The organism is Roseburia sp. AF25-13LB (assembly GCF_003478915.1).
Lineage (GTDB): Bacteria > Bacillota > Clostridia > Lachnospirales > Lachnospiraceae > Roseburia_C > Roseburia_C amylophila.
The window spans coordinates 273149-299142 of sequence record NZ_QUFO01000004.1 but is presented as its reverse complement, the minus strand read 5'-3'; the positions used below and the strand labels follow the sequence as shown (position 1 = coordinate 299142).

Genomic DNA, 25994 nt, shown 5'->3' with positions numbered 1-25994 from the left:
ATAGATTTAGACAGGGATATCTGATCCCGATGAACGGAGGATACAGCAATGGCTGAAAAGCAGACAATTGACGCAATGTGGGACGACTCCCCTGTTGACGTTTCTACAGAGGTGAATTTTATCTGGTCTATCGCAAACAAGCTGCGCGGTACTTACCAGAGTGACAAATACAAGGATGTCATCATTCCGATGGTTATCATCCGTAGATTTGAATGTGCATTGGCACCAACAAAGCAGAAAGTAGTAGATCAGTTCAAGGCGAATCCGGCATATCCGGCAAAGGCGATGTATCGTGTATCCGGATATCAGTTCTACAACACCAGTGAGTTTGATCTTGCAGAGTTGGTAAATGATGCGGATCATCTTGCAGCGAACTTCAAATCCTATATTCAGGGTTTTTCTGCAAATATTCAGGACATTATTAAGAGTCTGGATTTTGATAAGCAGATTGACAAAATGGACAAGAACAATCGTCTGCTCAGTGTGGTAAAGGCTTTCTCAGAGTTGGATCTGAATCCGGTGACAATCGATAACGTAAAGATGGGATACATCTTTGAAGATTTGATCAGAAGATTTTCAGAAAATGCGGAGGCTGGTGATCACTATACTGGAAGAGACATCATCAAGCTGATGGTCAATATTCTGCTGGCAGAAGGCTGTGATGATATCTTTGACGATGGAAAGGTCATCACTGTATTGGATCAGGCGTGTGGAACCGGCGGTATGCTTTCCACCAGCTACAACTTCATCAAGCGTTACAATCCATCTGCGGATGTGCGTCTGTTTGGCCAGGAAATCAATCCAGAATCATATGCGATCTGCTTGGCTGAGATGATGATTAAAGGCCAGAACGCAGAGAATATTTGCTATCAGGACACGATGAAAGCTGACCGATTCAAGGGAACCAAGATGCGTTTCGTCATTGAAAACCCACCATTCGGTACACCGTGGGGAGGCAAAGATGCAGCAGAAGGTGTGGAGCAGGCAGTTAATGATGAATACACAAAGGGCTTCGACGGTCGCTGGGGTGCGGGTCTTCCTGGCTCTGGCGATATGCAGATGTTGTTCTTGCAGTCTGCTATAGATAAGATGGACGACAATTTTGGCCGTGCTGCGATTATTGAAAATGGTAGTCCACTGTTCTCTGGTGGAACTGCTTCCGGTGAAAGCCAGATTCGTCGTTGGATGTTGGAAAACGATCTGATTGAAGCAATTATTGCACTGCCTACAGATCTTTTCTATAACACAGGTATCGCTACATACATCTGGTTACTTTCTAAGAATAAGAGGCGCGAGAGAAAAGGCAAGATTCAGCTGATAGATGCGTCAGGATTTTATAACAAGCTACGTAAAGCTCTCGGTGATAAGAAAAATGAAATCTCGCCGGAGAATCGATCCGAGATTACGAAGCTTTATGCAGATTTTGCTGAAAATGAGTATTGCAAGATTTATAAAAACGAGGAGTTTATCTATCGTGAGTACACTGTGATGCAGCCACTCCAGAGAAGCTATGCCATCACAGGAGAGAGAATTGAAGCAATGCTGTCAAAGGGATCGCTTTCTTCTCTTTACGATCAGGCTAAGGTGGATGAACTGGAGAATATGGAAGAACTGTCCGGTAAGGATTTAAAGAAGCTGGAAAATTACCAGAATAACCAGCCGGTTTATGAATCAATCATTACGGCGCTGCAGGCGGCAGTATCTGAGCAGGTTTATAATTCACCAAAAGTATTTATGCCGGTGCTGACAAAGGCCCTTGCTAATGCAACAGCAGATAAAAAGCTGCTTGATAAGATTGCAGATGGTTTGTCTGTCATGGATAAGGATGCCGAAATTCAGAAAGATAAAAAAGGCAATATTCTCTATGACAAGGAAACCAAAGATACAGAACTGGTGAAATGGGAAGAAAACATCGACGATTATATGGAGAGAGAAGTACTGCCGCATGTCCCGGATGCTAAGGCATTCTTTGAAGAGGATCTGGGCAAAAAGAAACCAGTCATAAAGACCGGTGCAGAGATTCCGTTTACACGCTACTTCTACAAGTATCAGCAGCCGACACAAAGCGAAGAACTGGAAGTGAAGTTCATGGATCTGGAGCTTTCCGTTTCTGAACGCGTGTCAAAGCTGTTCGAGTAAGGCGGTGATGATATGCGAGAGATGAAAGATAGTGGAATATCGTGGATAAATGAAATTCCTAGGAATTGGAATGTAGAGCCAATTAAATACAGTTATCGTCTTATTGCTGGAGCTACGCCTGAAAGTACAAATGTTGATTTTTGGGATGGAGATATAAAGTGGATAACGCCAGCAGATTTTAAGACAAAAGATGTTTTTGTAACGGGAGGAAGCAGAAATCTTACTATTGAAGGATATAAATCCTGCAGTACAAGTATGCTTCCAATTGGAAGTATTGTGTTTTCTAAGCGAGCACCAATCGGAACGGTAGCAATAACGGCGGATAAGCTCTGTACAAATCAAGGCTGTTTAGGTCTCGTAGAAAAGAGTGGCAGAGTCCTGAATAAGTTTTATTTTTATGTAATTAGTATCTACGGAGAAGTATTTAACCTTTATGGATCAGGAACAACCTTTAAGGAAATATCTGCAAATACATTTGCAAACATCAAGCTTCCAATGCCTCCAATACAAGAACAAAAGAGTATTGTGGGTTTCCTTGATGCCAAGTGTGCCGAGATTGATGCTCTCTCAGCTGATATCCAAACTCAGATTGACACCTTAGAGCAATATAAACGTTCCGTCATTACTGAAGCGGTAACCAAGGGGCTGAATCCAGATGTTGAAATGAAGGACAGCGGATTGAAGTGGATTGGTAAAATACCCTCCTCATGGAATGTGATGCCTAACAAGTATCTCATGAAAAAGAAAAAAGTTATTTGCCCAGTATATAATGGTGAAGATATTCTCTCTTTAACAATGAAAGGAGTTATAGTCCGAGATTTAGATGCAGGTGGAAAGATGCCTACGTCGTTTGATGGCTATCAGCGATTAGAACCAGGGAATTTGTTGATGTGTTTGTTTGATATTGATGTTACACCGCGCTGTATAGGCTTGATAAAACAGGAGGGGTTATCAAGTCCAGCATATAGTCAGTTTGAGCTCAATGATATGGGGAATGCAAAATATTATTGCTATTACTATACGATGCTTGATAACGATAAGACGTTGTTGCATTTAGCTAAAAATCTTAGGCATTCACTGACAGAAGATCAACTTGGAGCAATTTCAGTGATTGTTCCGCCTGTTCAAGAACAAAAGCGCATTGCGAAATTTCTCGATGCCAAGTGTGAAGAAATTGATAAAGTGATTGCTGCCAAAATCGAACAATTGGCGCTCATTGATGAATACAAAAAGTCCTTGATTTACGAATACGTCACGGGAAAGAAGGAGGTGTCAGCTATATGATAAGACAAGGCGGATGGTACTGGTATCTTTCCGGTGACGAGGCCAAGTTCGAAAAGCACAAATGCGGCAAGTGGATGTACTTTTTTGAAGATCAGTCCTTTGCACAGCAGATATGCGAGAAGGCCATTGCGGAGCACGCATGCTATGAGTGCAAGTGTACCGACATGGAAGTGCAGCTTGCTCCGACGGGAGTGATTTGCTTTTACTTGAATGGTGATGACATTGAGAATCATAAGCGTGTGATTCAGTTTATGATGGGCAATGACCTGATTCGTAAAACCAAGACAGGTAGATATTACAACATAAGCTTCAAATTTGATGACCAGACTCGTGCCGGTGAGTATGGCGCCGATTTTGAAGGGAAAATTAAACTGGATCAATTTATTGATCTGAAGACAGGAAAATGGATTAGAGGGGAGGTAGAAACGGATGGAAAATAATGATAGAGATAACATTATATTAGAACAAAGCAAATCCGAAGATACTGTCCGGAGAGCCAAGATATATCATGAAAAATTGATCCATCAGGCATCCATCCTCTCTGAGAAGGAATACCAGAAGTTCTTGTTAGAGCGACTGGAAAAGGACAATGGTTTTGTAGTCCGTAAAGCTACGAATTTTGACCGCTATTATGCCGTGGATCGTGAGATGCTCTTTATATTCTTGAACGATACACAGCCTGATACAATGAATTATCTGCGTAAAATTTACAAAGATGATCTGGAAGAGACGATTGTTAGCTTCATCAATGCGGAGACTACGAAAATACGAGGCAGTCTGATTGAGGTGCTGAAGCATGGCATTGAGCTTTCGAATCAGAAGATTGAGCTCATGTATACCAAGCCCGCGACTACCTTTAATCCGGAATTGACAAAGAAATACAGCCAGAATATTTTCTCTGTGATGGAGGAGGTCTGGGCCAGCGATAAGGAAAGAATCGATGTAGTTATTTTCCTGAATGGTCTGGCGATTATGGCTTTTGAACTGAAATGTAATGCAGCAGGTCAGTCCTATCAGGATGCCATCTATCAGTTCCGTACTGACCGAAATCCGAAGACGAGACTCTTCCGCTTCAAAGCCGGAACACTTGTAAACTTCGCTATGGATTTAGAAGAAGTGTATATGACCACTAAACTCGATGGTCAGGCCACATTCTTTTTGCCTTTTAACATGGGTAATGGTCATGGTGTTACTGCAGGAGCTGGGAATCCGGCATTTAAAGATAAATACAGTGTGTCCTATATGTGGGAGGATATCCTTACCAAGGATACGATTCTCGATCTGATCAGCAAGTTTATCTTTGTGGAAGTAAAAGAAAAGGTCGATGAAGAAACCGGAAAAGTAAAGCGTTCGGAGAATTTGATTTTCCCGCGCTACCATCAGCTTGATGTTATCCGCAAGGTACTGGCTGATGTTCGTGAGAATGGCACAGCCCAGAATTATCTGATTCAGCATAGCGCAGGATCCGGAAAGACTAACTCTATTGCATGGCTGGCACACCGGTTAACTTCACTGCATGATGCCAACAACAAGATTATCTTTGACAATGTTGTTATTGTTACAGACCGAGTTGTTGTAGATAGGCAGCTGCAGAAAGCCATCATGGGTATGGAACACAAGGCGGGACTCATCCGTGTGATGGATGATAAGTGTGTGTCCGCAGACCTGGCGATTGCGCTGAATGGCAATACAAAGATTATTGCAACAACGATTCAGAAATTCCCATATATCGTTGATAGTGTAGCTAATCTGAAGAACAAGCGGTTTGCCGTCATCATTGACGAGGCGCATTCTTCAACCGCCGGAAAGGATATGGCTGCTATCACGATGACGCTTGGATCCGGAGAAGATACGGAAGCGGATGTGGAAGATATGATTTCCAGCGAAATCAAGCGGAATGGCAAGCAGGCCAATGTGTCTATGTTTGCTTTTACAGCAACACCGAAGCCTACCACGATTCAGCTTTTTGGGCATCAGAACACAAAGGGACAGAAGGAAGCATTTCATGTATATTCCATGAAGCAGGCGATTGAAGAGGGATTTATCCTGGATGTACTGCAGAACTATACGGAGTATTCAACGTTCTATCAGATTAACAAAGAAATTGAGGATGATCCGCGCTGTAAAACCAATGATGCGAAACGCCAGATTGCACGTTTCATAGAATTGCATGATACCAATATTGCGCAGCGTGTAGAAGTGATTGTAGAACATTTCCGCACCACGGTTATGCAGGAATTAGGCGGTCAGGCCAAGGCAATGGTGATTACCGCTTCTCGTCAGAGTGCAGTAAAGTATCGTCAGGCATTTGAAGATTACATTGCGAAGAAAGGATACGAGGGCATTCATGCATTGGTGGCTTTCTCCGGAAAAGTAAAGCTTCCGGATGATGAGCAGGAGTATACGGAAAGCTCTTTGAATGGATTTCCAGAGGATCGTCTTACAAAGGAATTTGATACGGATAAATATCAGGTTCTCCTGGTAGCAAATAAATATCAGACCGGATTTGACCAGCCGAAACTCTGTGCCATGTATGTTCTGAAAAAGCTGAAAGGTGTTAATGCGGTACAGACTTTGTCCCGGTTAAATCGTATTTGTGCACCTTATGATAAAAAGACGTTCGTGCTGGATTTTGTAAATAGTTATGAAGATATCAAATCTGCTTTCGCACCATATTATACAACGACATTACTGGCTAATTCTGTAACACCGAGTGCGGTATATGATCTGGAAGCTAAGATTGATGCTTATGGCATATTAGATCCGGCTGATATCGAAGCAGCTAATGACATCCTGTATGCCGACAAAGTGAATGGTAAGCAGAAACAGCGATTAACCTTTTTCCTTCAGAAGAGCAAAAAGCTGATTGAACATTATGAATACAATACGCAGCGCCAGTGCGTAGCTGATATGAGAAGCTTTGTTCGCTTCTACGAATTTCTGCTGCAGGTGTCCAGCTTTGAAGATACTGATTTACATAAGAAATATAATTTTGTATCTTATCTGCTGGCTTATATCAATATCAAACATCCAGGCGGTGGTTTTAATCTGGATGGAAAGATTAAGGCTACTAATTTCGTACAGAAGAAGGGCGAAGAACATAAGTCGGCTGATCTCGTTGCCGATCCGGTTATGAAGCTTCCGACAGCAGAGCACTTTGGACTGACAGAAGATAAGGAAAAAAGACTATCTGAGATCATCGATGAAATTAACAGCCGCACTGGTAAGAATTATGACAACGATGTTGTGGTCAAAGCTATGCTACAGATTCGAGATATTCTGATGAAGTCAGACAAACTGAAGACCAGCGCGCGTAATAATACGCAGCAGGATTTTGAGTTCTCCTATTTTGATGATATTGACGATGCTTTGATTGAGGGATTGTCACAGAATCAGGACTTCTTCTCTATGCTTCTATCCAATGATGAGATGAAGCGGCAGGTTCTTGGTATTTTCTCAGATGAGATATACAAGAGTCTTCGTAATGCAAAATGATAAGGTGGTGATTTGCAATGTTCAATAAAATGCGATTAAAGTCAGCGCTTGTTGAATACAAGAAACGATTTATACAGACACAGTGGCTGGACGAAAAATATAAGTGGGAAGCTGTAAAATGCTTTCAGGTGAACTGGGATGTTAATGCGGATGATTTTGCGGCAATGCTTACAAAGGCGTTATCGCAGACGGGCAATCTGCTGGCTTCAGTAAATAACTTTCCAGCCAAAATGATTATCAAGTTTGCGGAGATAGCACAGGAAGAAGTCAGAGCAATGTTCATCGAGCTCTTTGATGAAGGCAAAGATGTGTATGAACGTATTGACTCTTTCAAGCAGAAATCAAATAGCCTTCTTGAAAGATATGGCAATGGTGCGGCACAGCATTATCAGTATGAGAATGCAATATGCACCTATTTGTGGTTGCGTTATCCGGATAAATATTACATTTATAAACTTACAGAGATCAAGGCAGTTTCCAATGAGCTGGAAAGCGATTATACGTTCAAAAAGGGTGCGTATGCAGATAACATTCGTAATTTTTTTGCTTTCTATAATGAAATCTGTGACGAGTTGAAGCAAGATGAAGAACTCAAAAATATGCTTGCATCACAAATAACGGGGACTTGCTATCCGGATCCGGAATTAAAAACACTGACGATTGATGTTGGATTCTTTATAAGTCGATACCTAAATAAAGATGAATCAGCACCGACATCAGATGAATGGTGGCCGACAGATTATACTCCTGCATTATCAGTCGATGATTGGGAAGTATTGCTTAATGATGCGGATATATTTACAGACAGTAGCCTTGAAATAATGAAGCGTATTCTTGATTATGGAGGGAAGGCTACCTGCACTCAGCTTGCAATAAAATACGGTGAAAGTAAGAATTTCTATAATTCAGGATCATCAGCGTTGGCCAGAAGGATTGTAAATAAAACAAACTGCCCAATCATGTCGCGGGACAACGATGAAAGTAAATGGTGGCCAGTCCTTTATGTTGGCAAGGCTGCCAAGAAGGATGAAGAAGGATCTTATGTTTGGAAGCTTAGAGATGAGCTTGCAGAAGCACTTGGACGAGTTGATTTGTCTAAGGTGAATTTGTATGCAAATTTAGAGCCTAATTTCTGGAAGATAAGCCATGGTAATGACTGTATTTCTGATGTAGAGGCAGCGGCATTTGAAAAAAGACAAGTAATTGTGGTACATAAGGATACAGTTGCAAAGGGTAAATCAAAAGTATCTCAGGGCGAAGATTTTATGGCTACAATGAAGAAAGGCGATTTCTTCTATTTGTGCCGTGGAAACAGCATACGGCTTTTGGGACGTATTGATTCGGATGAAGTAAATGAAAATCCAGAAAAGCAGGATGGCTGGTATGAGAGAAGTTATACGGTTATTACGGAGTCTCGTGATACAAGTGCCTATTCTGGAAATAAAAAGTGGTGGACGCCAAACGAGAACTCGACTTGCATTGTTGTTCCCAAAAGTGAAACACAGCTCTTTGAAGACTATATCTTAAAGCCTTATTTTGACATTACAAAAGAAGAACTTCTGAAGAATGATGCATCAGGTTTGCGCTACTGGTTTTTAAATGCAAATCCTAAAATATGGAGTATGTCCAGTATGCCAATTGGTGAGGTTCAGGACTATACCCTTTATAACGATAATGGAAATAAACGCAGGATTTTTCAGAACTTCTTAGACGCTAAGGCTGGCGATATGGTAATTGGTTATGAATCAACACCAGTAAAGCAGATCGTTGCAATTCTGCGCGTTAGTGCGGAGCAAGATGGGCAAAAAATCTATTTTGAGAAAGTAGAAGGCCTTTCCTCTCCTATTGATTTTTCGACGTTGAAAGAATGCTCAGAGCTTGAGAAGATGGAATATTTCTCTATGACACAGGGCAGCTTGTTTAAGCTTACACGCGGAGAATATGATTTTATCATAGACATGATCCGAGAGGAAAATCCGGCTCCGTCAGGGAAAGGCAATACCGAATATACGAAAACAGATTTTTTAAGAGAAGTCTATATGACAGAAGCCAAATACGATAGGCTTGCTGCGGTTCTGAAAAAGAAAAAGAACATTATTCTGCAAGGAGCACCAGGAGTTGGAAAGACATTTGCAGCTAAAAGATTAGCCTACTCTGTGATGGGTGAAAAAGATGATGACCGTATCGAATTTGTTCAGTTCCATCAGAATTATTCTTATGAAGATTTCATGATGGGCTATAAGCCTGTGGAAAATGGATTTGAACTAAAATATGGTATTTTCTATCGCTTTTGTCAGAAGGCTGCAAACCATCCAGATAAAGACTATTTCTTTATCATAGATGAAATCAACCGTGGAAACATGAGCAAGATTTTCGGAGAACTGCTGATGCTGATAGAGGCAGATTATCGAGATAAAAAAGCAACGCTTGCATATAATGGCTTGAGCTTTTCGGTTCCTAAGAGATTACATATTATCGGAATGATGAATACCGCAGATCGAAGTCTGGCAATGATTGATTATGCATTAAGACGTAGATTCAGCTTTTTCGATATGGAACCAGGCTTTGATTCGGAGGGATTTATCAATTATCAGAATAGCTTTGCAAATGAAACATTCAACACTCTCATTGAGCGTATTAAGGAACTCAACAAGGAAATAGATCAGGATAAGTCACTTGGTAAAGGCTTCTGCATAGGGCATAGCTATTTCTGTAATGCGGATGACTGCACAGAAGAATGGATGAAGGACGTTGTTGATTTTGATATTTTACCGATGCTCAGTGAATACTGGTTTGATGAAAATTCAAAATTACAGCGGTGGGAGAACATCTTGCACGGTGTGTTTCAATGACAAGAGATAAGAGCATACTAATCAAAAACATATATTATATGCTGTCATACGCTTTTCAAACATTGAATCAGGAAAACTATGATGATGTAGCAGTTGAATCGTTTGATGAGATGTATGATCTATTGGCTGCGATTCTTGCAAGAGGGATTGGAATTCAGCTGAAACAAGGTCTCTACCGGGAGTATATAAACCGTCAGGAGGAGTTCTCGGTGATGCGCGGGAAGATTAACCTGCCGGGAACAATTAAGAATCGACTGGCGCGTAAGCAGCTACTGACATGTGATTACGATGAGTTGTCTGAGAATAATCTTCTCAATCAAATAATCAAGACGGTGGTTATGCTGTTACTGCGAAATGCAAAGGTTAAGGCGGAGTACAAGGATGATTTGAAAAAGAAGATGCTATTCTTTTCCGACGTTGATACGCTTGAGCCAACCTCTATACGGTGGTCATCAATTAGATTTCAGCGAAATAATCAGACTTACAGGATGCTTATAAGTATTTGTCAGCTGATAATTGAGGGGATGCTTATCACAACAGATGCTGGAGAGTATAGGCTTGCATCATTTGTGGATGAGCAACGTATGTGTAGACTGTATGAGAAATTTATTCTTGAATATTACTATAAGCATTTTCCGGAGCTGTCAGTCAGTGCTTCTCAGATACCTTGGTCTGTGGACGACGGAATCAGAACGATGCTGCCGGTAATGCAGAGTGATATTCATCTGCAAAAAGGTAATACCGTACTGATTATTGATGCGAAATATTATAGTCATACAATTCAAACGCAGTATGACAAACATACGCTCCATTCGAATAATATGTACCAGATATTCACGTATGTGAAGAATCGCGATTATGAATTTGGAGATGAAGCTCACAAGGTTTCCGGGATGTTGCTGTATGCAAAAACGGAAGAAGAGATTCAACCGGACAACGTGTATCAAATGCATGGTAACCAGATTACCGTCAGAACATTGGACTTAAATTTGCCATTTTCGGATATTGCTAAGCAACTGAATACCATTGCAGAAACACACTTTGATTTACCGGAGAGGAGCAAGGAATGACAAACGAAGAAAAGATAATAAAGTTTAGGCAGTTGCTCTCAAATATAAATGTTACTAATAGCTATGAGGTGCTTGAAGAGACTGGTGATCTAAAAACAAACTACAGGGATTATATGACCACAGGACCTATAAATTGTAACGAAGAGTTAAAACGCCTGGAATGCGCTGATTATGATTTATGTTCAGCTTTGTTGACGATGCTATTGCGCGAAGATCATTTTTGTAATGGTGCTTTTGATCAGAGAGTGGAATCCGGACAGGTTGAACGTATTGTTCAGCGAATGATAAAATTGCTTGAAAAATAAGGAAAGGTTTATTTATAGCATTTATCTGCAACAGGATTCAGGCATTCGAAAAATTCGAATAGCTCATAATTACAAGAATGGTCAGTTATCCGATAATTTTGGATAACTGCTGGTAGCGGTTATTCACAGGGTGAAATTGGAAAAACAGTATTTACCCAATTCGCAAATCAGTTTAAATGAACTATTCGGAATTTCCGGATAGTTCAAATCTAATGGAAGCTAGGGCATATGTGATACCGATAAAATGATGATCAGATACCAGGTCGAGACGGTGAAATCCGGCAACTCAACTCCCTGCGAGTGAATGGCCAACTTGTGCTCAGAGCGGATGAATTGTGTAGAAGTTGAGTGGCTTTCACTGTCTCAACTGTCGAGACAGTGGCAGGGAGCGGCAGTGTAAAATTGCCTTGCATTATATAGGTAGAAAAGACCTTATGCTGATTTGTTCCCATAGACTTCAACGGTCAAGACCGTGATATGAATGTCAATTTTGCCACAGATTGCATCTGTTTGCATCTGTGAATGTGCGGTTTCAGAAGGTATGGACATGTTTCCGTTTTGATCGGATATGTTTCCGCGAACGGGCACAATACCTGACATCAATCAGAAGGTATCTAAAACTGATAGGAATGATATCTATCTTATCTATTGTTACTTGTTCTGATTTCTCCATTCCCGTGGGGAGACACCATAAATATTTTTAAATGCACGGGAAAAATGAAGCTGATTTTCGTATCCGACAGCAGAGCCGACATCTGCAATGGATAAGGAAGTCAGCTTTAATAATTCCGTAGCCTTTACCATGCGGTAGTTCATAAGAAATTCCTGCGGGGAGCGGCCGATCGAGTTGCGGAAGATTTTTCCGAAATAACTCCGGTTGATGCCGCATACCGCAGCGATATCTTCAATCGAAATATTATTCTGAAAATTCTGTTCCATATAATTGATCGCTTCTTTTATATAATAATCACTCATGCGTCCGCTGGAGACCAGCTTTGTCGATTTTGCCGACTGTAGCAGATAATCCAAAAACAGATACAGATGCCCAATCAGATGGAAGGAGGATTCCTGCGGATGATTGACGATATAAAGCATTTCATCGGCAAGCTTTTCCCGTAATTCTTTGGAGTGTGAATGATAAATGGGCGCGTCTTTGCACAAATCTGTGACACTTAAAGCCTCTTTTACACGTAAGCCGTCAAATTCGATCCACACATATTCCCATGGAAGCTGTTCATCGGAAATGTAAGTATTGATCTGCCCCGGGAAAATCATAAATCCCTGTCCGCTTTTTACGGAATAGGTCTGTGTATCCCCGTTTGCATTGTCTGCCATGAGAGTTCCGGTTCCGGAAAGAATGTAGTGAAACAGGTAGTGGTTGCGTGTTGCAGGCCCGAATGAATGGCCGGGATCACACTGTTCATATCCAAACTGATACATGCACAGATCGATAAAATTTTCATTTGGAAAAATATTAAAAAATGTATTACTCATAAAACACTCCGTATATACCAAAATGCGATATTTGTATCTATTATAGCACAAAATATTGCATTTGGGTATAAAATTTAAAAAAAACGGGTATTTAAGGATGCATAAAGGTATGTTATAATCAGATTATCAAAAAGGTAAGCGGATATATTTAAGAAAAGGAGAGAAGAATATGGCAAAAAGAAGTATTTTCCGCAGTGTTGCGGTGGTGCTCGCACTTGGCATGTGTATGACGGATCTTGCCGGATGCGGAAGTGAAAAAAGGGCAGACGGGAAAACCGAAATCGAAGTGGTTTCCTACAAACCGGAAGCAGTTAAGGCATTTGAAAAGATTGAAAAGCAGTTCAATGAAACACATGATGACATCCATCTGACGATTTCATCTCCAAACGAAGCAATGACCATTTTAAAGACACGTTTTATCCGGGAGGATTATCCGGATATCATCGCAATCGGAGGAGACATCAACTATTCCAACTTTTTAGATGCAGATCTGTTTGATGATATTTCCGATCTGGATGAAGTCCAGACCGTAAAACAGGCATATCTGGATATGGATAAGGAACTGGAGTTTATTCCAAAGGATGGCACGTATGCACTTCCATATGCGGCAAACGCGGCAGGAATTTTATATAACAAAGATATGTTTGAGGAAAATGGCTGGAAAGTTCCGACCACCTGGCAGGAATTTACCACACTGTGTGATGAAATAAAACAGAGCGGAACACTTCCGCTGTATCTGGGCTTTAAAGATACCTGGACCTGTCTGGCTCCGTGGAATGCGCTGGCAGTCGGACTTACCGATTCGGATACCTGCAATCAGGTAAATATGGGAAATACCACATTTTCCGATACGTATGGACCGGTAGCAGAAAAGATGCGTGCGCTTTTGGATTACGCAGAAAAAAATCCGTATGCATATGGTTATAACGATGCATGTACAGCATTTGCCCGCGGGGAAGCTGCCATGTATCCGATTGGAAGCTATGCGATCCCGCAGATCAAATCGGTCAATCCGGATATGAATATCGGCTCTTTTACATTTCCTGCAAATGATGAGGAATCAGACAATGTATTAAATTCAGGAATTGATCTGCAGTTTTCCGTAATGAAATCATGCAAAAATAAAGAGGCTGCATATGAAGTTTTAAAATATCTGTATGACGATGAGACCATTCAGATTTATCTGGATGATCAGGGCGGAATTGCCTGCAAAGACGGGGATTTTGCAATTCCGGAAACACTCGAGGATATGCGTCCTTATATTGAAAACAACCGCATGGCAGATTATCAGGATCACCATTATCCGAGTGAGATGAGTGTGGATGCCATGATCCAGACGTTCCTGCTGGATACAAGCGACAATGCACAGGAAAAGTTTTTGAAAAAATTTGATTCCGACTGGAAGCGCTACAACCGGGATCTGATTCGGAAAGTACAGGATTATCAGAAAGAACAGGGGGATGCACAATGAAAAAGAAAATGTCAAACAGGGACAAAACATTCTGGGCAGTTATCATACCGGTTGTAATCTTATTTTTTGCATTCAATACACTTCCAATGATCAAAGGTGTGATTTACAGTTTTACCAATTATAAAGGATACGGAACTTACGATTATGTCGGGTTCCGGAACTATGCAGAGCTGTTTACGGATTCCCGCGTGGGAAAAAGCTATTTGTTTACGTTTAAATATGCACTGGCCGGAACGATACTGGTAAATGTGCTAAGTCTGATCATGGCAGTTGGATTAAACAGTGCAATCCGTTTTAAAAGTGCACTGCGCGGTATTTATTTTGTACCGAATATTTTAGGAGGACTTGTCATCGGCTATATTTTCAGTTTTATTTTTACTTACATTCTTCCAACTGTGGGAAATGTGTTCCATATTGGATTTTTACAGAACAGTATTCTTGCAAGTGAAAAATACGCATGGATTGGTGTGCTGATTGTTGGTGTATGGCAGGCAGTTGCCATGAATACCATCATCTATATTTCCGGTCTGCAGACTGTACCGGAGGAAATCTACGAGGCGAGCATGCTTGACGGAGCCAGTAAATGGAAGCAGTTCTGGAAAGTAACATTTCCACTGGTGATGCCGTTTGTGACGATCAATCTGGTACTGAGCACAAAGAATTTCCTCATGGTATTCGACCAGATCATGTCATTGACCAAGGGAGGTCCGGCACAGAGCACCGAATCCATCTCTTACCTGATTTATAAAAATGGTATGGATGGCGGACAGTTTGGATTCCAGAGTGCAAATGCAGTCATTTTCTTTATTGTGATCGTGGCGATTTCACTTTTCCAGATGACAGTCATGAATAAGAAGGAGGAGCAGCTATGATGAAAGTAAAACAGAAAACAAACTGGGTACTTACGATGGTTCTGATTTTGGGGACGGTTACGGTATTTTTCCCGCTGTATATGGCAGTGATCATTGCGTTTAAGAAACCGAGTGAGATGACAAACGATGTGGCGGGTGCACTTTCTTTCCCGAAACAGTGGAGTTTTGAAAATTTCCGTCAGGCAATGGAAGTGACCGATTTCTGGCACTCTCTTGGAAACAGTTTACTGATCACACTGGTAACAATCGTACTGGCAATCCTGATCCACTCAATTGCAGGCTATGTGATCGGACGCGGCATGGCAAGAAGAAAAAGTTTCCGATTTATCTATCTGTATATTGTCAGCGGAATGTTTGTTCCGTTTTCCATCTTAATGATGCCTCTGGTAAAGCAGACGGCGCATATGGGACTTGGAAACCGCGCGGGTGTCATTCTGTTGTATCTGGTATTTTATATGCCAATGAACGTCCTTCTTTACAGTGGGTACTTAAAAAATATTCCGATAGCGCTGGAAGAGGCGGCAGATATTGACGGAGCAAGCACATGGACTACTTACTGGAAAGTGGTCTTTCCAATGATGATGCCAATGCATGCAACAGTTGCAATCCTGACAGCTCTTGGAACGTGGAATGATGTTATGACACCGCTTGTGATCATGTCTGGAACCGGACAGAATACGCTGCCGCTTGCACAGCTTAATTTCCAGACACAGTTTGGAACCAATTACAATCTGGCATTTGCTTCCTATATTATGGCACTGATTCCAATCCTTATTTTCTATGTGATTTGTCAGAAACAGATTTTAAACGGTGTGGCAAACGGTGCAGTCAAAGGATAAAAATAAAACGAGGTGACTTCTATGGCAATTATATACAATCCAAATAAAAAAATATTTAACCTGCATACGTTGCATACAACTTATCAGATGCAGGTCGATTCACTGGGATATCTGCTGCATCTGTACTATGGAGATAAAACAAACAGCCCCATGGATTATGTTTTAACCTATGCAGACCGTGGATTTTCCGGAAATCCTTATGCAGCGGGCATGGACCGCGCCTATTCGCTGGATGCGCTGCCACAGGAGTATCCTTCCATTGGAACTGGGGATTACCGCAATATTGCGCTGAATATCAAAAATGAAAAAGGGGTGGAAAGCGCAGATCTGCTTTTTAAAAGTTATGAGATCCGAAGCGGCAAATACCAGTTACAGGGACTTCCGGCTGTCTGGGCAGACAAAGAGGAAGCACAGACACTGGAAATTGTCCTTGCAGACGAAAACGCACAGGTTGAAGTTCATCTGTTGTATGGTGTTTTGGAAGAAAATGATGTCATTACAAGGAGCGTCCAGATTAAAAATATGGGAACTGGACAGATTACGATCGAAAAGGCAGCGGCAGCCTGTCTGGATTTTGTACAGGGAGATTTTGATGTCCTGCGGTTTTATGGAAAGCATGCCATGGAGCGCAATCTGGAGCGTACGCCGCTGGGGCATGGAACCATTGCGTTTGGCAGCCGCAGGGGAACGTCCAGTCATCAGTATAATCCGGCAGTGATTTTGGCAGAAAAAGGAACAACAGAGACCGCAGGCAGCTGCTATGGAATGCTGTTTGTATACAGCGGAAATTTCTCCTGTGAGGCAGAAAAAGATCAGTTCAACCAGACGCGCCTGCTTCTCGGATTAAATGAAGAACTGTTTTCCTATCCGCTTGCGGAAGGAGAAACCTTTACGGTACCGGAAGTCATTTTGTCTTATTCGGCAGACGGATTGTCTGCACTGTCGCAGCAATATCATAACTGCATCCGCAACCATGTGTGCCGCAGCAAATATGTCCATATGCAGCGCCCGGTGCTGATTAACAGCTGGGAGGCAGCATATTTCGATTTTACGGGAGATACGATCGTGGATCTGGCAAAAGAAGCTGCTTCCCTTGGAATTGATATGGTAGTGATGGATGACGGCTGGTTTGGGAAAAGAAACGATGATAATTCTTCCCTTGGGGACTGGCAGGTCAATGAAAAGAAACTGGGGGGAAGCCTGGCAGAGCTTATTACCCGTGTGCATAATCAGGGGGTGAAATTTGGCATTTGGATTGAGCCGGAGATGGTCAATGAAGACAGCGACCTTTACCGGGCACATCCAGACTGGGCAATTCAGATTCCGGGGAAAAAGCCGGTGCGCTCGAGAAACCAGTTACTGCTTGATTTTTCCAGAAAAGAAGTGCGCGACTGTGTATTTGATCAGATTTGTGCCGTGCTGGATCAGGGAAAAATTGATTATGTCAAGTGGGATATGAACCGCAGTATGGCAGATGTCTATGCCGGAAATCTTTCCTATGATTACGTGCTTGGTGTCTATGATTTTATGGAGCGCCTGTGCAGCCGGTATCCGGATCTTCTGCTTGAGGGATGCAGCGGTGGCGGTGGCAGATTTGACGCAGGAATGCTTTATTATTCCCCACAGATCTGGTGTAGTGACAATACCGATGCAATCAACCGCACAAGGATCCAGTACGGAACGTCGTTTTTCTATCCGGTTTCCGTAATGGGGGCGCACGTTTCAGCGGTGCCGAACCACCAGACCGGACGGGTAACAAATTTCCACACCCGAGGGGTGACGGCGATGGCTGGAACCTTCGGTTACGAATTAAACCCGGCGCTTTTATCCGATGAGGAAAAACAGCAGATCCGGGAGCAGATTAAAACATACAAGAAGTATGAAACACTCATTAACGAGGGAACCTACTGGCGGCTGTCCGATCCGTTTATGGATGAAATTGCGGCATGGATGACGGTGTCAGAGGAACAGGATCATGCATTAGTCAGCGCAGTGCGTCTTAGGGCAGAGGCAAATCAGGCAGCCGTTTATGTCCGCCTGCGTGGGTTAAAACCGGATGCCGTGTATCTGGAAGAACAGAGCGGCAGACAGTATTCCGGTGCAGCACTGATGCATGCGGGAATTCCGCTTCCGCCGTTTACCAGAGAATATGAGGCGTATCAGTTTGTTTTTACAGAGCTGAAAGAGGCTGGAGCATTATACGAAAAAGTACAGAAATGGTGTGAGAGGAATACCAAAAATCGCATGGTCATCAGCATTTACGGTGGCTCCGGTTCCGGAAAAACAACACTTGCCACGGCATTGCAGCAGTATTTTTTAAATGACGGCAGGGGCTGTTACCTGCTCTCGGGCGATGATTATCCACGACGGGTTCCAAAACGCAACGATGAAGAACGGCTGCGTGTGTATAAAGAAGCCGGGGAAGACGGACTGCGTGGATATCTCGGGACAAAGAAAGAGATTGACTTCGACCGGATCAATGAAGTGCTTGCGGCATTTCATGAGGGAAAAGATTCAATCACATTGCGGCATATGGGACAGGAAGATGGCGAGATTTCATCGGAAGAAACCGATTTTTCCGGAATATCCGTATTACTTCTGGAGTGGACACACGGAGGCAGTGACGATTTACATGGTGTGGATCTGCCCGTCTTTCTGGAAAGTTCCCCGGAGGAGACCAGGGAGCGGCGCATCCGCAGAAACCGCGATGAGAATGCCGCAAGCCCGTTTATCTGCCGCGTGGTAGAACTGGAACAGGAAAAACTTGAAGTGCAGCGCAAAAATGCAGGATTAATCGTGGGAAAGGACGGAAGAGTTTATGAACAGTAAACCGATGCTCAATGCATATCCCGACAGCCTTGGAGGAAATCTGGGAGATATCGTAACATTGCTGAAAACTGAGGCTTTGCAGGATGTATTTTCTTCTTTTTACATTCTGCCGAGCCTGTACCATTCCGATCTCGACCGGGGATTTTCCGTGATCGACTATGACCTGAATGAGCAGCTTGCCGACCGGGAAGACCTTGACCAGTTAAAGAATATGGGAATTGATTTGAAACTCGATTTTATTTTAAACCATGCTTCCGCACAGTCCCCGCAGTTTCGGGATCTTGTGGAAAAAGGGGAGGCTTCTGCGTACCGCGATTTTTTCATCGATTGGAACCATTTCTGGGAAGGGCATGGAACCATGACGAAGGAAGGCTATATCCAGCCGGATGAAAGCTGCCTGAAGCAGATGTTTTTCCGCAAACCCGGGCTGCCGATCCTGATGGTGGAATTTCCGGATGGAAAAAAAGTGCCGTACTGGAATACCTTTTATCAGGAAGTGCATGGCAGACAGTATCTCGGACAGATGGATGTAAACATCCAGTCACCAAAAGTGTGGAAGTTTTATCGTGAAACACTGGAAAAAATAGCCTCTTACGGCGCAGCGATTGTGCGGCTGGATGCCTTTGCCTATGCGCCGAAGACACCGGGAAAGAAAAACTTCCTCAATGATCCGGAAACGTGGGAACTTTTACAGAAGATCCATGCGCTGGCAGAACCTTTGGGACTTACGCTTTTGCCGGAGATCCACGCAGCGTATGATGAAAAAATATATGAGACACTTGCAGAAAAAGGCTATGCAACCTATGACTTTTTCTTGCCGGGACTGGTCATTGATGCGATTGAGAACCGGCGGGGAACGTACCTTGCGGCATGGGCGAAGGAGATTGTGGAAAAGAAGATCTCCACGGTCAACATGCTCGGCTGTCACGATGGCATCCCGCTTCTGGACTTAAAGGGGTTGCTTCCTGAAGAGGAGATCCAGTCGTTAATTGACCGGATTGTATCCCGCGGAGGCATGGTCAAAAATTTACATGGACAAAAGAATCTGTATTATCAGGTAAATGCCACGTACTACAGTGCATTGGGAGAGTCGGATGAAAAAATGCTTCTGGCGCGGGCAATCCAGATGTTTATGCCGGGCAAACCGCAGATCTGGTATCTGGATCTGTTTGCCGGAAAAAATGACCATGAAGCGGTGCAGCGCGCGGGAGAATCCGGACATAAGGAAATCAACCGGACAAATCTTTCCACTGATCAGATCACGGAAGGGTTGAAAAAAGATGTGGTTCAAAAACAGCTTGCGTTAATCCGCATGCGAAATACCCATAAGGCATTTTCGGAAGGCGCAGAGGTAGCAATCTCCGGAGGGGAGAGGTCTCTGGAAATCCGCTGGGAATATAATAGTGCATTTGCAACATTATATGTAAATTTTGAATCAGGAACATATACAATAGTAGAAAGCAGATAGTTAAGTTGGGCTGTCGATTGTACATGAAACCTAAACTTTATAATGGAAGCTTTCATGAGAGAGTAATTCTGATAATAACCGTGGATTATATTTTTCATCAGTCAGTATTTGAACTGCATCATCATTGAGATGCAGAGCGGATACTGACTTATTTGTATGTTCACGTAGTTCGGTTCGGCAAAGAAAATAATCGGTGCTTACTTGATAAAAGTCTGCAAGCGTCAGTAGATTGCCAAGCGACATATCTACATTTTCATCTTTCTCATAGTTGTCGAGTGTGGAACTTGGGATGCCGGTAGCATCAGACAATTCCTGTAATGACATTCTTTTTTCTGCGACTCTCAAATCTTTCAGCCGTTCCGGTATGGTAAGCCTTGTGTGCATAGTACAAAGGAAGTGTGGGAAGCAGGTAATCGGAAGAAAGCAATAAGGACTTGTCAAAAAAATTTTAAAAAAATAAAACCTGCCATAATATTATTCCGTCATATAAGTGAAAACAATAATAAAAACCGGTGGAACATCGGAGAAAAGAGGAAAATATTATGGCAAAAGAAAAAAGAAATCTTTATGAAGAAGTAGAATTTGGTAACGATTATGGTTATGCAATGCAGGTAAAACGGGAAGCGGAGACACAGTTATATGAGATTCAGAAAATCTGGGGACTGGCAATTGCCGGAACGGTCTGTGGAGGTATCGGAATGGTGCTGGCATTCCATCCGATTTTTATTATGATAGGATTTGTTATGGGCTGTGTTTGTTACAGCAAAGTGGGTGGTTTTGGAATAGCGGCAAAATGGGCTTGGAACATTGCAAAATTTGGCTGGTTTGTAGTCCCGTATTTTCCGATTGATTTATTAGTCGGTGCTATCGCATTGTGTTTAGGTTTCCTTTCCTTATTTTTCCTGCCTTTTTTCGTGGTTAATCATATCAGAAAACAGGCACAGCAGAACCAGCAGCTGGCAGAGGCATTCCTGCATACATGCCAACAGAATGATGGTGCAGCCGCATAGTTATTCGTCAAAATATATATAAAAATTATCAAATATCAAAATATTTTGATATTTCATCCAAAAAAATTCTATTCTTTCAAGATTGGTTTGTGATTATAATGAATTTAGTCGATGAGACAGGTTGGGAGAAACCAAATCAACAAATTGCAAATCAGGAGGAAAAAAGAATGAGAAGGAAAAAATTATTAACTGTATTGGTGGCAGCAACACTTGCATTATCCATGGTTGGATGTGGCTCTTCCGGAGGAAGCGGCTCTGGTGACTCAGGAAGCACCAGCAGCGTAGCAAACAAGGATAAACCACTTTGCTGGTTTAACCGTCAGCCATCCAACAGCTCCACAGGAGAACTTGACATGGATGCATTAAATTACAACAAAGATACCTATTATGTAGGCTTCGATGCAAATCAGGGTGCTGAACTGCAGGGACAGATGGTTCTTGACTATATCAAAGAAAATGCAGCGACCATTGACCGTAACGGAGACGGAGTAATTGGTTATGTACTTGCAATCGGAGACATCGGACATAACGATTCTATTGCACGTACCCGTGGTGTCCGTTCTGCACTTGGAACCGGAGTAGATGCAAATGGAGCAATTGATTCAACACCGGCTGGTACAAACGTAGACGGTTCTGCAAAAGTTGTTCAGGATGCAACACTGGATGTAGATGGAAAGACTTATACAATTCGTGAACTTGCTTCACAGGAGATGAAGAACTCTGCTGGTGCAACATGGGATGCAGCTACAGCAGGAAATGCAATCGGAACATGGACCGCATCTTTTGGTGACCAGATTGATGTAGTTGTTTCTAATAATGATGGTATGGGAATGTCAATGTTTAATGCATGGGCAAAAGATAACAAAGTACCAACCTTTGGATACGATGCAAACAGTGATGCTGTTGCAGCTATCGCAGAGGGATATGGCGGAACAATTTCACAGCATGCAGATGTTCAGGCTTACCTGACATTAAGAGTGCTTCGTAATGCATTAGATGGAGTAGACATTGATACCGGTATCGGTACTCCGGATGATGCAGGAAACTGCTTAACAGAAGGAGAAGATTACAGATATAGTGAAGAAGAAAGATCCTACTATGCATTAAATATAGCTGTTACAGCTGATAATTATCAGGATTTCACAGACTCAACCAAGGTTTATGACAAAGTATCCAATCAGCTGGATGAAAGCAAGAGCCCAAGCAAGAAGGTATGGCTTGATATTTACAATGCTTCCGATAACTTCCTTAGCTCAACCTATCAGCCACTTCTTCAGAACTATGACAAACTTTTGAATCTTGAAGTAGATTATATCGGTGGTGATGGACAGACAGAGTCTAACATTACAAACCGTCTTGGCAACCCGGGTGAGTATGATGCATTTGCAATCAACATGGTTAAAACAGACAATGCATCATCTTATACATCACTTCTTTCAAAATAAGGTTATTGCCTGGAAGAAAACAGCATAGATACAGAAGGGCATCAGATAAAAATGGTGTCCTTCTTTTCAAAGAAAAGGAAGTAGAATTATGGCAGAGGATAAGAATAAATATGTCTTATCGATTAACGGCATGAGCAAATCGTTCGGAAGAAATAAGGTTCTGAATCATATCAATCTGAATGTCAGACCTGGAACAATCATGGGACTTATGGGTGAAAATGGTGCCGGTAAATCGACAATGATGAAATGTCTCTTCGGAACTTATCAAAAGGACGAAGGAACAATAATATTAGATGGAAAAGAAGTTAATTTTTCTGGCCCAAAGGATGCACTTGAAAATGGTGTCGCAATGGTTCATCAGGAATTAAATCAGTGTCTGGAGCGCAGTGTCATTGACAATATGTTCTTAGGACGCTATCCGAAGAATTCATTGGGAATGATTGACGAAGGAAGAATGAGAAAGGAAACTTCCGATTTATTCCGTAAACTTGGTATTACTGTTAATCTGACACAGCCAATGAAAAAAATGTCTGTATCACAGCGCCAGATGTGTGAAATTGCAAAAGCAATTTCTTATCATTCCAAAGTAATCGTATTAGACGAGCCGACTTCATCACTGACAGCACCGGAGGTTGCAAAACTTTTCAAGATGATGCGGCAGTTAAAAGAACAGGGAATTTCATTGATTTATATTTCACATAAAATGGATGAAATTTTTGAAATTTGTGATGAAATATCAGTTCTTCGGGATGGCAGCCTTGTTATGACAAAGGCAAGTAAAGATACCAATATGAATGAACTGATTTCTGCAATGGTTGGCCGTTCTTTGGATAACCGTTTTCCACCGGTAGATAACCAGCCTGGTGAAACGGTTCTTTCTATACAGAATCTTTCAACTAAGTATGCACCAAAATTACAGAATATTTCTTTTGATATTAAAGAAGGAGAAATTTTTGGACTGTATGGTCTGGTTGGAGCCGGTCGTACGGAACTATTGGAAACTATTTTTGGTATGCGTACCAGAGCGGCAGGAAATGTAATTTATAATGGAAAAGTAATGAATTTTACATCCCCGAAAGATGCAATGGATCATGGATTTGCTTTAATTACAGAAGAACGAAAAGCAAATGGACTTTTCCTGAAAGCAGATATTACATTTAATACTACAATCGCCAATATGAATCATTATAAAAATGGATTCGCACTTTCCAATGATGATATGGTTCGTGCGACGGCAGAAGAAATTAAAGTCATGCATACAAAATGTATGGGACCAGATGATATGATTTCCAGTTTGTCCGGAGGAAATCAGCAGAAGGCAATATTTGGTAAATGGCTGGAGCGCTCACCAAATATATTTATGATGGACGATCCTACAAGAGGAATTGATGTAGGTGCCAAATACGAAATATATGAATTAATTATCAATATGGCAAAACAGGGAAAAACAATCATTGTTGTATCCTCTGAGATGCCGGAAATCCTTGGAATCACAAACCGGATTGGTGTTATGTCAAATGGACATCTTGCCGGAATTGTTAATACTAAGGAAACAAGTCAGGAAGAGTTATTAAGACTCAGTGCGAAATATTTATAATCAGGAAGGAGCATTGGATATGGCAGACAGTAGTATTATTCTTTCATCCGCTGCAGAGGCAGAGCTTTTGAAGCCGATTGATGAATATGTAGGAAAAATACAGGCACAGATTGATGAACTTCGTAAGGATGGTTCAGATAAGGTGCGCAGCTTAAAAAATCACATTGCAATCGTAAAGGAAAATAAGAATTTAACAAAAGAAGAAAAGAGCAGAATGATTGCAAAGGACAAGGAAGCCTTAGAACAGGCAAAAGCGGTAGAGTCTTCGAATAAAGACAAAGTATCAAAACTTATCGCAGATGCAGAAGGTTATCTTGCAAAACATTATAAAAATGATTACTATCAGAAAGTTGCTGATAGCTGCAAAGCTGAGAAAGAAGCTGAAAATGCAGAATACAAAAAGATATGTGCTTCCATCAAAGCAGAGCATGAGCAGAATATGAGCAGACTCAGCGATGCAGATGAGAAAAAAGACGAGAAGTATGTTTATAAGAATAAATTATTTGATGCCCAGATGGCACATGAGTCCAGACTTCAGGAGATTAAGGACAGAAAGCATGATGCATATGCACATAAGTATCATCTGATTGACTTACTCCGTATGTCAAGATATACATTTGCACAGAAGAGAGCACAGAAATTTGAAAATTACAAATATACCTTTAATACCACACAGTTCCTTTATAAAAATGGATTGTATATTGTCATTATTTTAATCTTCATTGCTTTATGTATTATTACACCGGTTGTAAAGAATACACAGTTGCTGACAACGACAAACATCTTAAATATTCTGCAGCAGGCTTCACCAAGAATGTTCTTGGCATTAGGTGTTGCAGGACTGATTCTTTTAACAGGTACTGACCTTTCTGTTGGACGTATGGTTGGTATGGGTATGGTAACAGCAACCATCATCATGCATAACGGAATTAATACAGGTGGTGTATTTGGCCATATCTTTGACTTTACCGGTATCCCGGTTGCTGCAAGAGCAATTCTTGCATTGGCAGTCTGTATTGTACTTACAACAGCATTTTCTATGCTGGCAGGCTTCTTTATGGCGAAGTTCAAGATGCATCCGTTTATTTCAACCATGGCAAACATGCTGATTATTTTCGGACTTGTAACATATGCAACAAAAGGTGTTTCCTTCGGAGCTATTGATTCTGCAATCCCGGCTATGTTTATTCCGCAGATTGGAAAATTCCCGACAATTATCCTTTGGGCTGTTGTTGCAGTTATCGTAGTATGGTTCATCTGGAATAAAACAACATTTGGTAAGAATCTGTATGCGGTTGGTGGAAATCCTGAAGCAGCAGCAGTTTCCGGTATATCAGTATTTAAAGTAACATTAGGAGCATTTATTCTGGCAGGTATCCTGTATGGATTTGGTTCCTGGCTGGAATGTAACAGAATGGTTGGTTCCGGTAGTGCAGCATATGGACAAGGATGGGATATGGATGCTATTGCAGCCTGCGTAGTTGGTGGTGTATCCTTTACCGGTGGTATTGGTAAGATTTCCGGAGTTGTAACTGGTGTACTTATCTTTACATCCCTTACATATTCCCTTACCATTCTGGGTATTGATACAAATCTTCAGTTTATTTTCGAAGGAATCATCATTTTGGCAGCAGTAACACTTGACTGTCTGAAATATGTACAGAAAAAATAAGTAATTCGTAATCAGAATCATTCACATATAATCACCATAGGCCGCCCGCTCATCGCTAGAGATGAATGGACGGCCTAAACAATATCAGGTATTCAGAAAAAGACATTTGTCTGATATAATAAGAGCAGGAGAAGAAAGAGCTGAACATGCTG

At 41.8% G+C, this 25994-nt stretch carries 18 protein-coding genes; 16 read left to right on the top strand and 2 right to left on the bottom strand.

All coding sequences use genetic code 11. From position 1 onward, the window contains the following. Positions 1-48 precede the first annotated feature (48 nt). Genes DWY37_RS08320 through DWY37_RS08290 form a run of 7 tightly spaced genes read left to right on the top strand, consistent with a single transcriptional unit; the run spans position 49 to position 11145 of the window. Entirely contained in the window at positions 49-2139 is a 2091-nt protein-coding gene (locus DWY37_RS08320) for a type I restriction-modification system subunit M (protein WP_118541808.1), read from the top strand. A 12-nt stretch (positions 2140-2151) separates the two neighbouring features. Further along, positions 2152-3423 carry a restriction endonuclease subunit S gene (locus DWY37_RS08315; RefSeq protein WP_118541806.1) on the top strand — a complete coding sequence of 424 codons (1272 nt, stop codon included), beginning with the start codon at positions 2152-2154 and terminating at the stop codon, positions 3421-3423. Next, positions 3420-3863, top strand: coding sequence for a hypothetical protein (locus DWY37_RS08310; protein WP_118541804.1), 444 nt, complete (start codon positions 3420-3422; stop codon positions 3861-3863). The genes DWY37_RS08315 and DWY37_RS08310 overlap by 4 nt, the downstream gene beginning before the upstream one ends. Beyond that, positions 3853-6918, top strand: a complete 3066-nt coding sequence (locus tag DWY37_RS08305; protein ID WP_118541802.1) for a type I restriction endonuclease subunit R — start codon at positions 3853-3855, stop codon at positions 6916-6918. The genes DWY37_RS08310 and DWY37_RS08305 overlap by 11 nt, the downstream gene beginning before the upstream one ends. 17 nt (positions 6919-6935) lie before the next feature. Beyond that, positions 6936-9770, top strand: a complete 2835-nt coding sequence (locus DWY37_RS08300) for an AAA family ATPase (protein ID WP_118541800.1) — start codon at positions 6936-6938, stop codon at positions 9768-9770. Beyond that, positions 9767-10840, top strand: a complete 1074-nt coding sequence (gene mcrC, locus DWY37_RS08295) for a 5-methylcytosine-specific restriction endonuclease system specificity protein McrC (protein ID WP_117698247.1) — start codon at positions 9767-9769, stop codon at positions 10838-10840. The genes DWY37_RS08300 and mcrC overlap by 4 nt, the downstream gene beginning before the upstream one ends. Continuing rightward, the gene (locus tag DWY37_RS08290; protein WP_117698246.1) at positions 10837-11145 is read left to right on the top strand and encodes a DUF6508 domain-containing protein; all 309 of its coding nucleotides are present in this window, start codon (positions 10837-10839) and stop codon (positions 11143-11145) included. Before mcrC ends, DWY37_RS08290 begins: the two co-directional genes overlap by 4 nt. 651 nt (positions 11146-11796) lie before the next feature. On the opposite strand, the gene DWY37_RS08285 is transcribed toward DWY37_RS08290, so the two are convergent. Further along, positions 11797-12639, bottom strand: coding sequence for an AraC family transcriptional regulator (locus DWY37_RS08285; RefSeq protein ID WP_118541798.1), 843 nt, complete (start codon positions 12637-12639; stop codon positions 11797-11799). 169 nt (positions 12640-12808) lie between these two features. Here DWY37_RS08285 and DWY37_RS08280 point away from each other — a divergent pair, with 169 nt between their 5' ends. From DWY37_RS08280 to gtfA, 5 genes are read left to right on the top strand one after another with little or no spacing between them, the layout of a single operon-like run. Next, the gene (locus DWY37_RS08280) at positions 12809-14110 is read left to right on the top strand and encodes an ABC transporter substrate-binding protein (RefSeq protein WP_117698244.1); all 1302 of its coding nucleotides are present in this window, start codon (positions 12809-12811) and stop codon (positions 14108-14110) included. Further along, positions 14107-14982, top strand: coding sequence for a carbohydrate ABC transporter permease (locus DWY37_RS08275; protein ID WP_118541796.1), 876 nt, complete (start codon positions 14107-14109; stop codon positions 14980-14982). The genes DWY37_RS08280 and DWY37_RS08275 overlap by 4 nt, the downstream gene beginning before the upstream one ends. Beyond that, positions 14979-15821, top strand: a complete 843-nt coding sequence (locus DWY37_RS08270) for a carbohydrate ABC transporter permease (protein WP_330417584.1) — start codon at positions 14979-14981, stop codon at positions 15819-15821. Before DWY37_RS08275 ends, DWY37_RS08270 begins: the two co-directional genes overlap by 4 nt. 21 nt (positions 15822-15842) lie before the next feature. After that, entirely contained in the window at positions 15843-18650 is a 2808-nt protein-coding gene (locus DWY37_RS08265; protein WP_118541794.1) for an alpha-galactosidase, read from the top strand. Further along, complete coding sequence (gtfA, locus tag DWY37_RS08260; protein WP_118541792.1) at positions 18640-20118, top strand: sucrose phosphorylase; 1479 nt, start codon at positions 18640-18642, stop codon at positions 20116-20118. The genes DWY37_RS08265 and gtfA overlap by 11 nt, the downstream gene beginning before the upstream one ends. A 30-nt stretch (positions 20119-20148) precedes the next feature. Here the strand turns inward: gtfA and DWY37_RS08255 are convergent, their stop codons facing one another. Next, positions 20149-20502 carry a helix-turn-helix domain-containing protein gene (locus DWY37_RS08255; protein WP_147403791.1) on the bottom strand — a complete coding sequence of 118 codons (354 nt, stop codon included), beginning with the start codon at positions 20500-20502 and terminating at the stop codon, positions 20149-20151. A gap of 158 nt (positions 20503-20660) precedes the next feature. On the opposite strand from DWY37_RS08255, the gene DWY37_RS08250 reads away from it, so the two are divergent. The 4 genes from DWY37_RS08250 to DWY37_RS08235 all read left to right on the top strand — a co-directional run bounded on the left by DWY37_RS08250 (position 20661) and on the right by DWY37_RS08235 (position 25842). Then, positions 20661-21128 (top strand): hypothetical protein, encoded by a 468-nt coding sequence (locus tag DWY37_RS08250; protein ID WP_118057006.1) that lies wholly within the window; start codon positions 20661-20663, stop codon positions 21126-21128. Between the two features lie 167 nt (positions 21129-21295). Next, on the top strand, positions 21296-22573 hold the full coding sequence (locus tag DWY37_RS08245) for a substrate-binding domain-containing protein (protein ID WP_117841545.1): 1278 nt from the start codon (positions 21296-21298) through the stop codon (positions 22571-22573). A gap of 88 nt (positions 22574-22661) precedes the next feature. Further along, positions 22662-24170: a sugar ABC transporter ATP-binding protein gene (locus DWY37_RS08240; RefSeq protein ID WP_117698237.1), complete on the top strand. Its 1509-nt coding sequence runs from the start codon at positions 22662-22664 to the stop codon at positions 24168-24170. Between the two features lie 19 nt (positions 24171-24189). Next, positions 24190-25842 (top strand): galactose/methyl galactoside ABC transporter permease MglC, encoded by a 1653-nt coding sequence (locus DWY37_RS08235; protein WP_118173430.1) that lies wholly within the window; start codon positions 24190-24192, stop codon positions 25840-25842. Positions 25843-25994: the final 152 nt, after the last annotated feature.

Bases quoted from the DNA above. Each gene is read 5' to 3' on its own strand.
- mcrC (WP_117698247.1), top strand. From the start codon at position 9,767: ATGACAAGAGATAAGAGCATACTAATCAAAAACATATATTATATGCTG.
- DWY37_RS08245 (WP_117841545.1), top strand. From the start codon at position 21,296: ATGAGAAGGAAAAAATTATTAACTGTATTGGTGGCAGCAACACTTGCA.
- DWY37_RS08315 (WP_118541806.1), top strand. From the start codon at position 2,152: ATGCGAGAGATGAAAGATAGTGGAATATCGTGGATAAATGAAATTCCT.
- gtfA (WP_118541792.1), top strand. From the start codon at position 18,640: ATGAACAGTAAACCGATGCTCAATGCATATCCCGACAGCCTTGGAGGA.
- DWY37_RS08265 (WP_118541794.1), top strand. From the start codon at position 15,843: ATGGCAATTATATACAATCCAAATAAAAAAATATTTAACCTGCATACG.
- DWY37_RS08235 (WP_118173430.1), top strand. From the start codon at position 24,190: ATGGCAGACAGTAGTATTATTCTTTCATCCGCTGCAGAGGCAGAGCTT.
- DWY37_RS08280 (WP_117698244.1), top strand. From the start codon at position 12,809: ATGGCAAAAAGAAGTATTTTCCGCAGTGTTGCGGTGGTGCTCGCACTT.
- DWY37_RS08320 (WP_118541808.1), top strand. From the start codon at position 49: ATGGCTGAAAAGCAGACAATTGACGCAATGTGGGACGACTCCCCTGTT.
- DWY37_RS08250 (WP_118057006.1), top strand. From the start codon at position 20,661: ATGGCAAAAGAAAAAAGAAATCTTTATGAAGAAGTAGAATTTGGTAAC.
- DWY37_RS08310 (WP_118541804.1), top strand. From the start codon at position 3,420: ATGATAAGACAAGGCGGATGGTACTGGTATCTTTCCGGTGACGAGGCC.
- DWY37_RS08300 (WP_118541800.1), top strand. From the start codon at position 6,936: ATGTTCAATAAAATGCGATTAAAGTCAGCGCTTGTTGAATACAAGAAA.
- DWY37_RS08255 (WP_147403791.1), bottom strand. From the start codon at position 20,502: ATGCACACAAGGCTTACCATACCGGAACGGCTGAAAGATTTGAGAGTC.
- DWY37_RS08240 (WP_117698237.1), top strand. From the start codon at position 22,662: ATGGCAGAGGATAAGAATAAATATGTCTTATCGATTAACGGCATGAGC.
- DWY37_RS08275 (WP_118541796.1), top strand. From the start codon at position 14,107: ATGAAAAAGAAAATGTCAAACAGGGACAAAACATTCTGGGCAGTTATC.
- DWY37_RS08290 (WP_117698246.1), top strand. From the start codon at position 10,837: ATGACAAACGAAGAAAAGATAATAAAGTTTAGGCAGTTGCTCTCAAAT.
- DWY37_RS08305 (WP_118541802.1), top strand. From the start codon at position 3,853: ATGGAAAATAATGATAGAGATAACATTATATTAGAACAAAGCAAATCC.
- DWY37_RS08270 (WP_330417584.1), top strand. From the start codon at position 14,979: ATGATGAAAGTAAAACAGAAAACAAACTGGGTACTTACGATGGTTCTG.
- DWY37_RS08285 (WP_118541798.1), bottom strand. From the start codon at position 12,639: ATGAGTAATACATTTTTTAATATTTTTCCAAATGAAAATTTTATCGAT.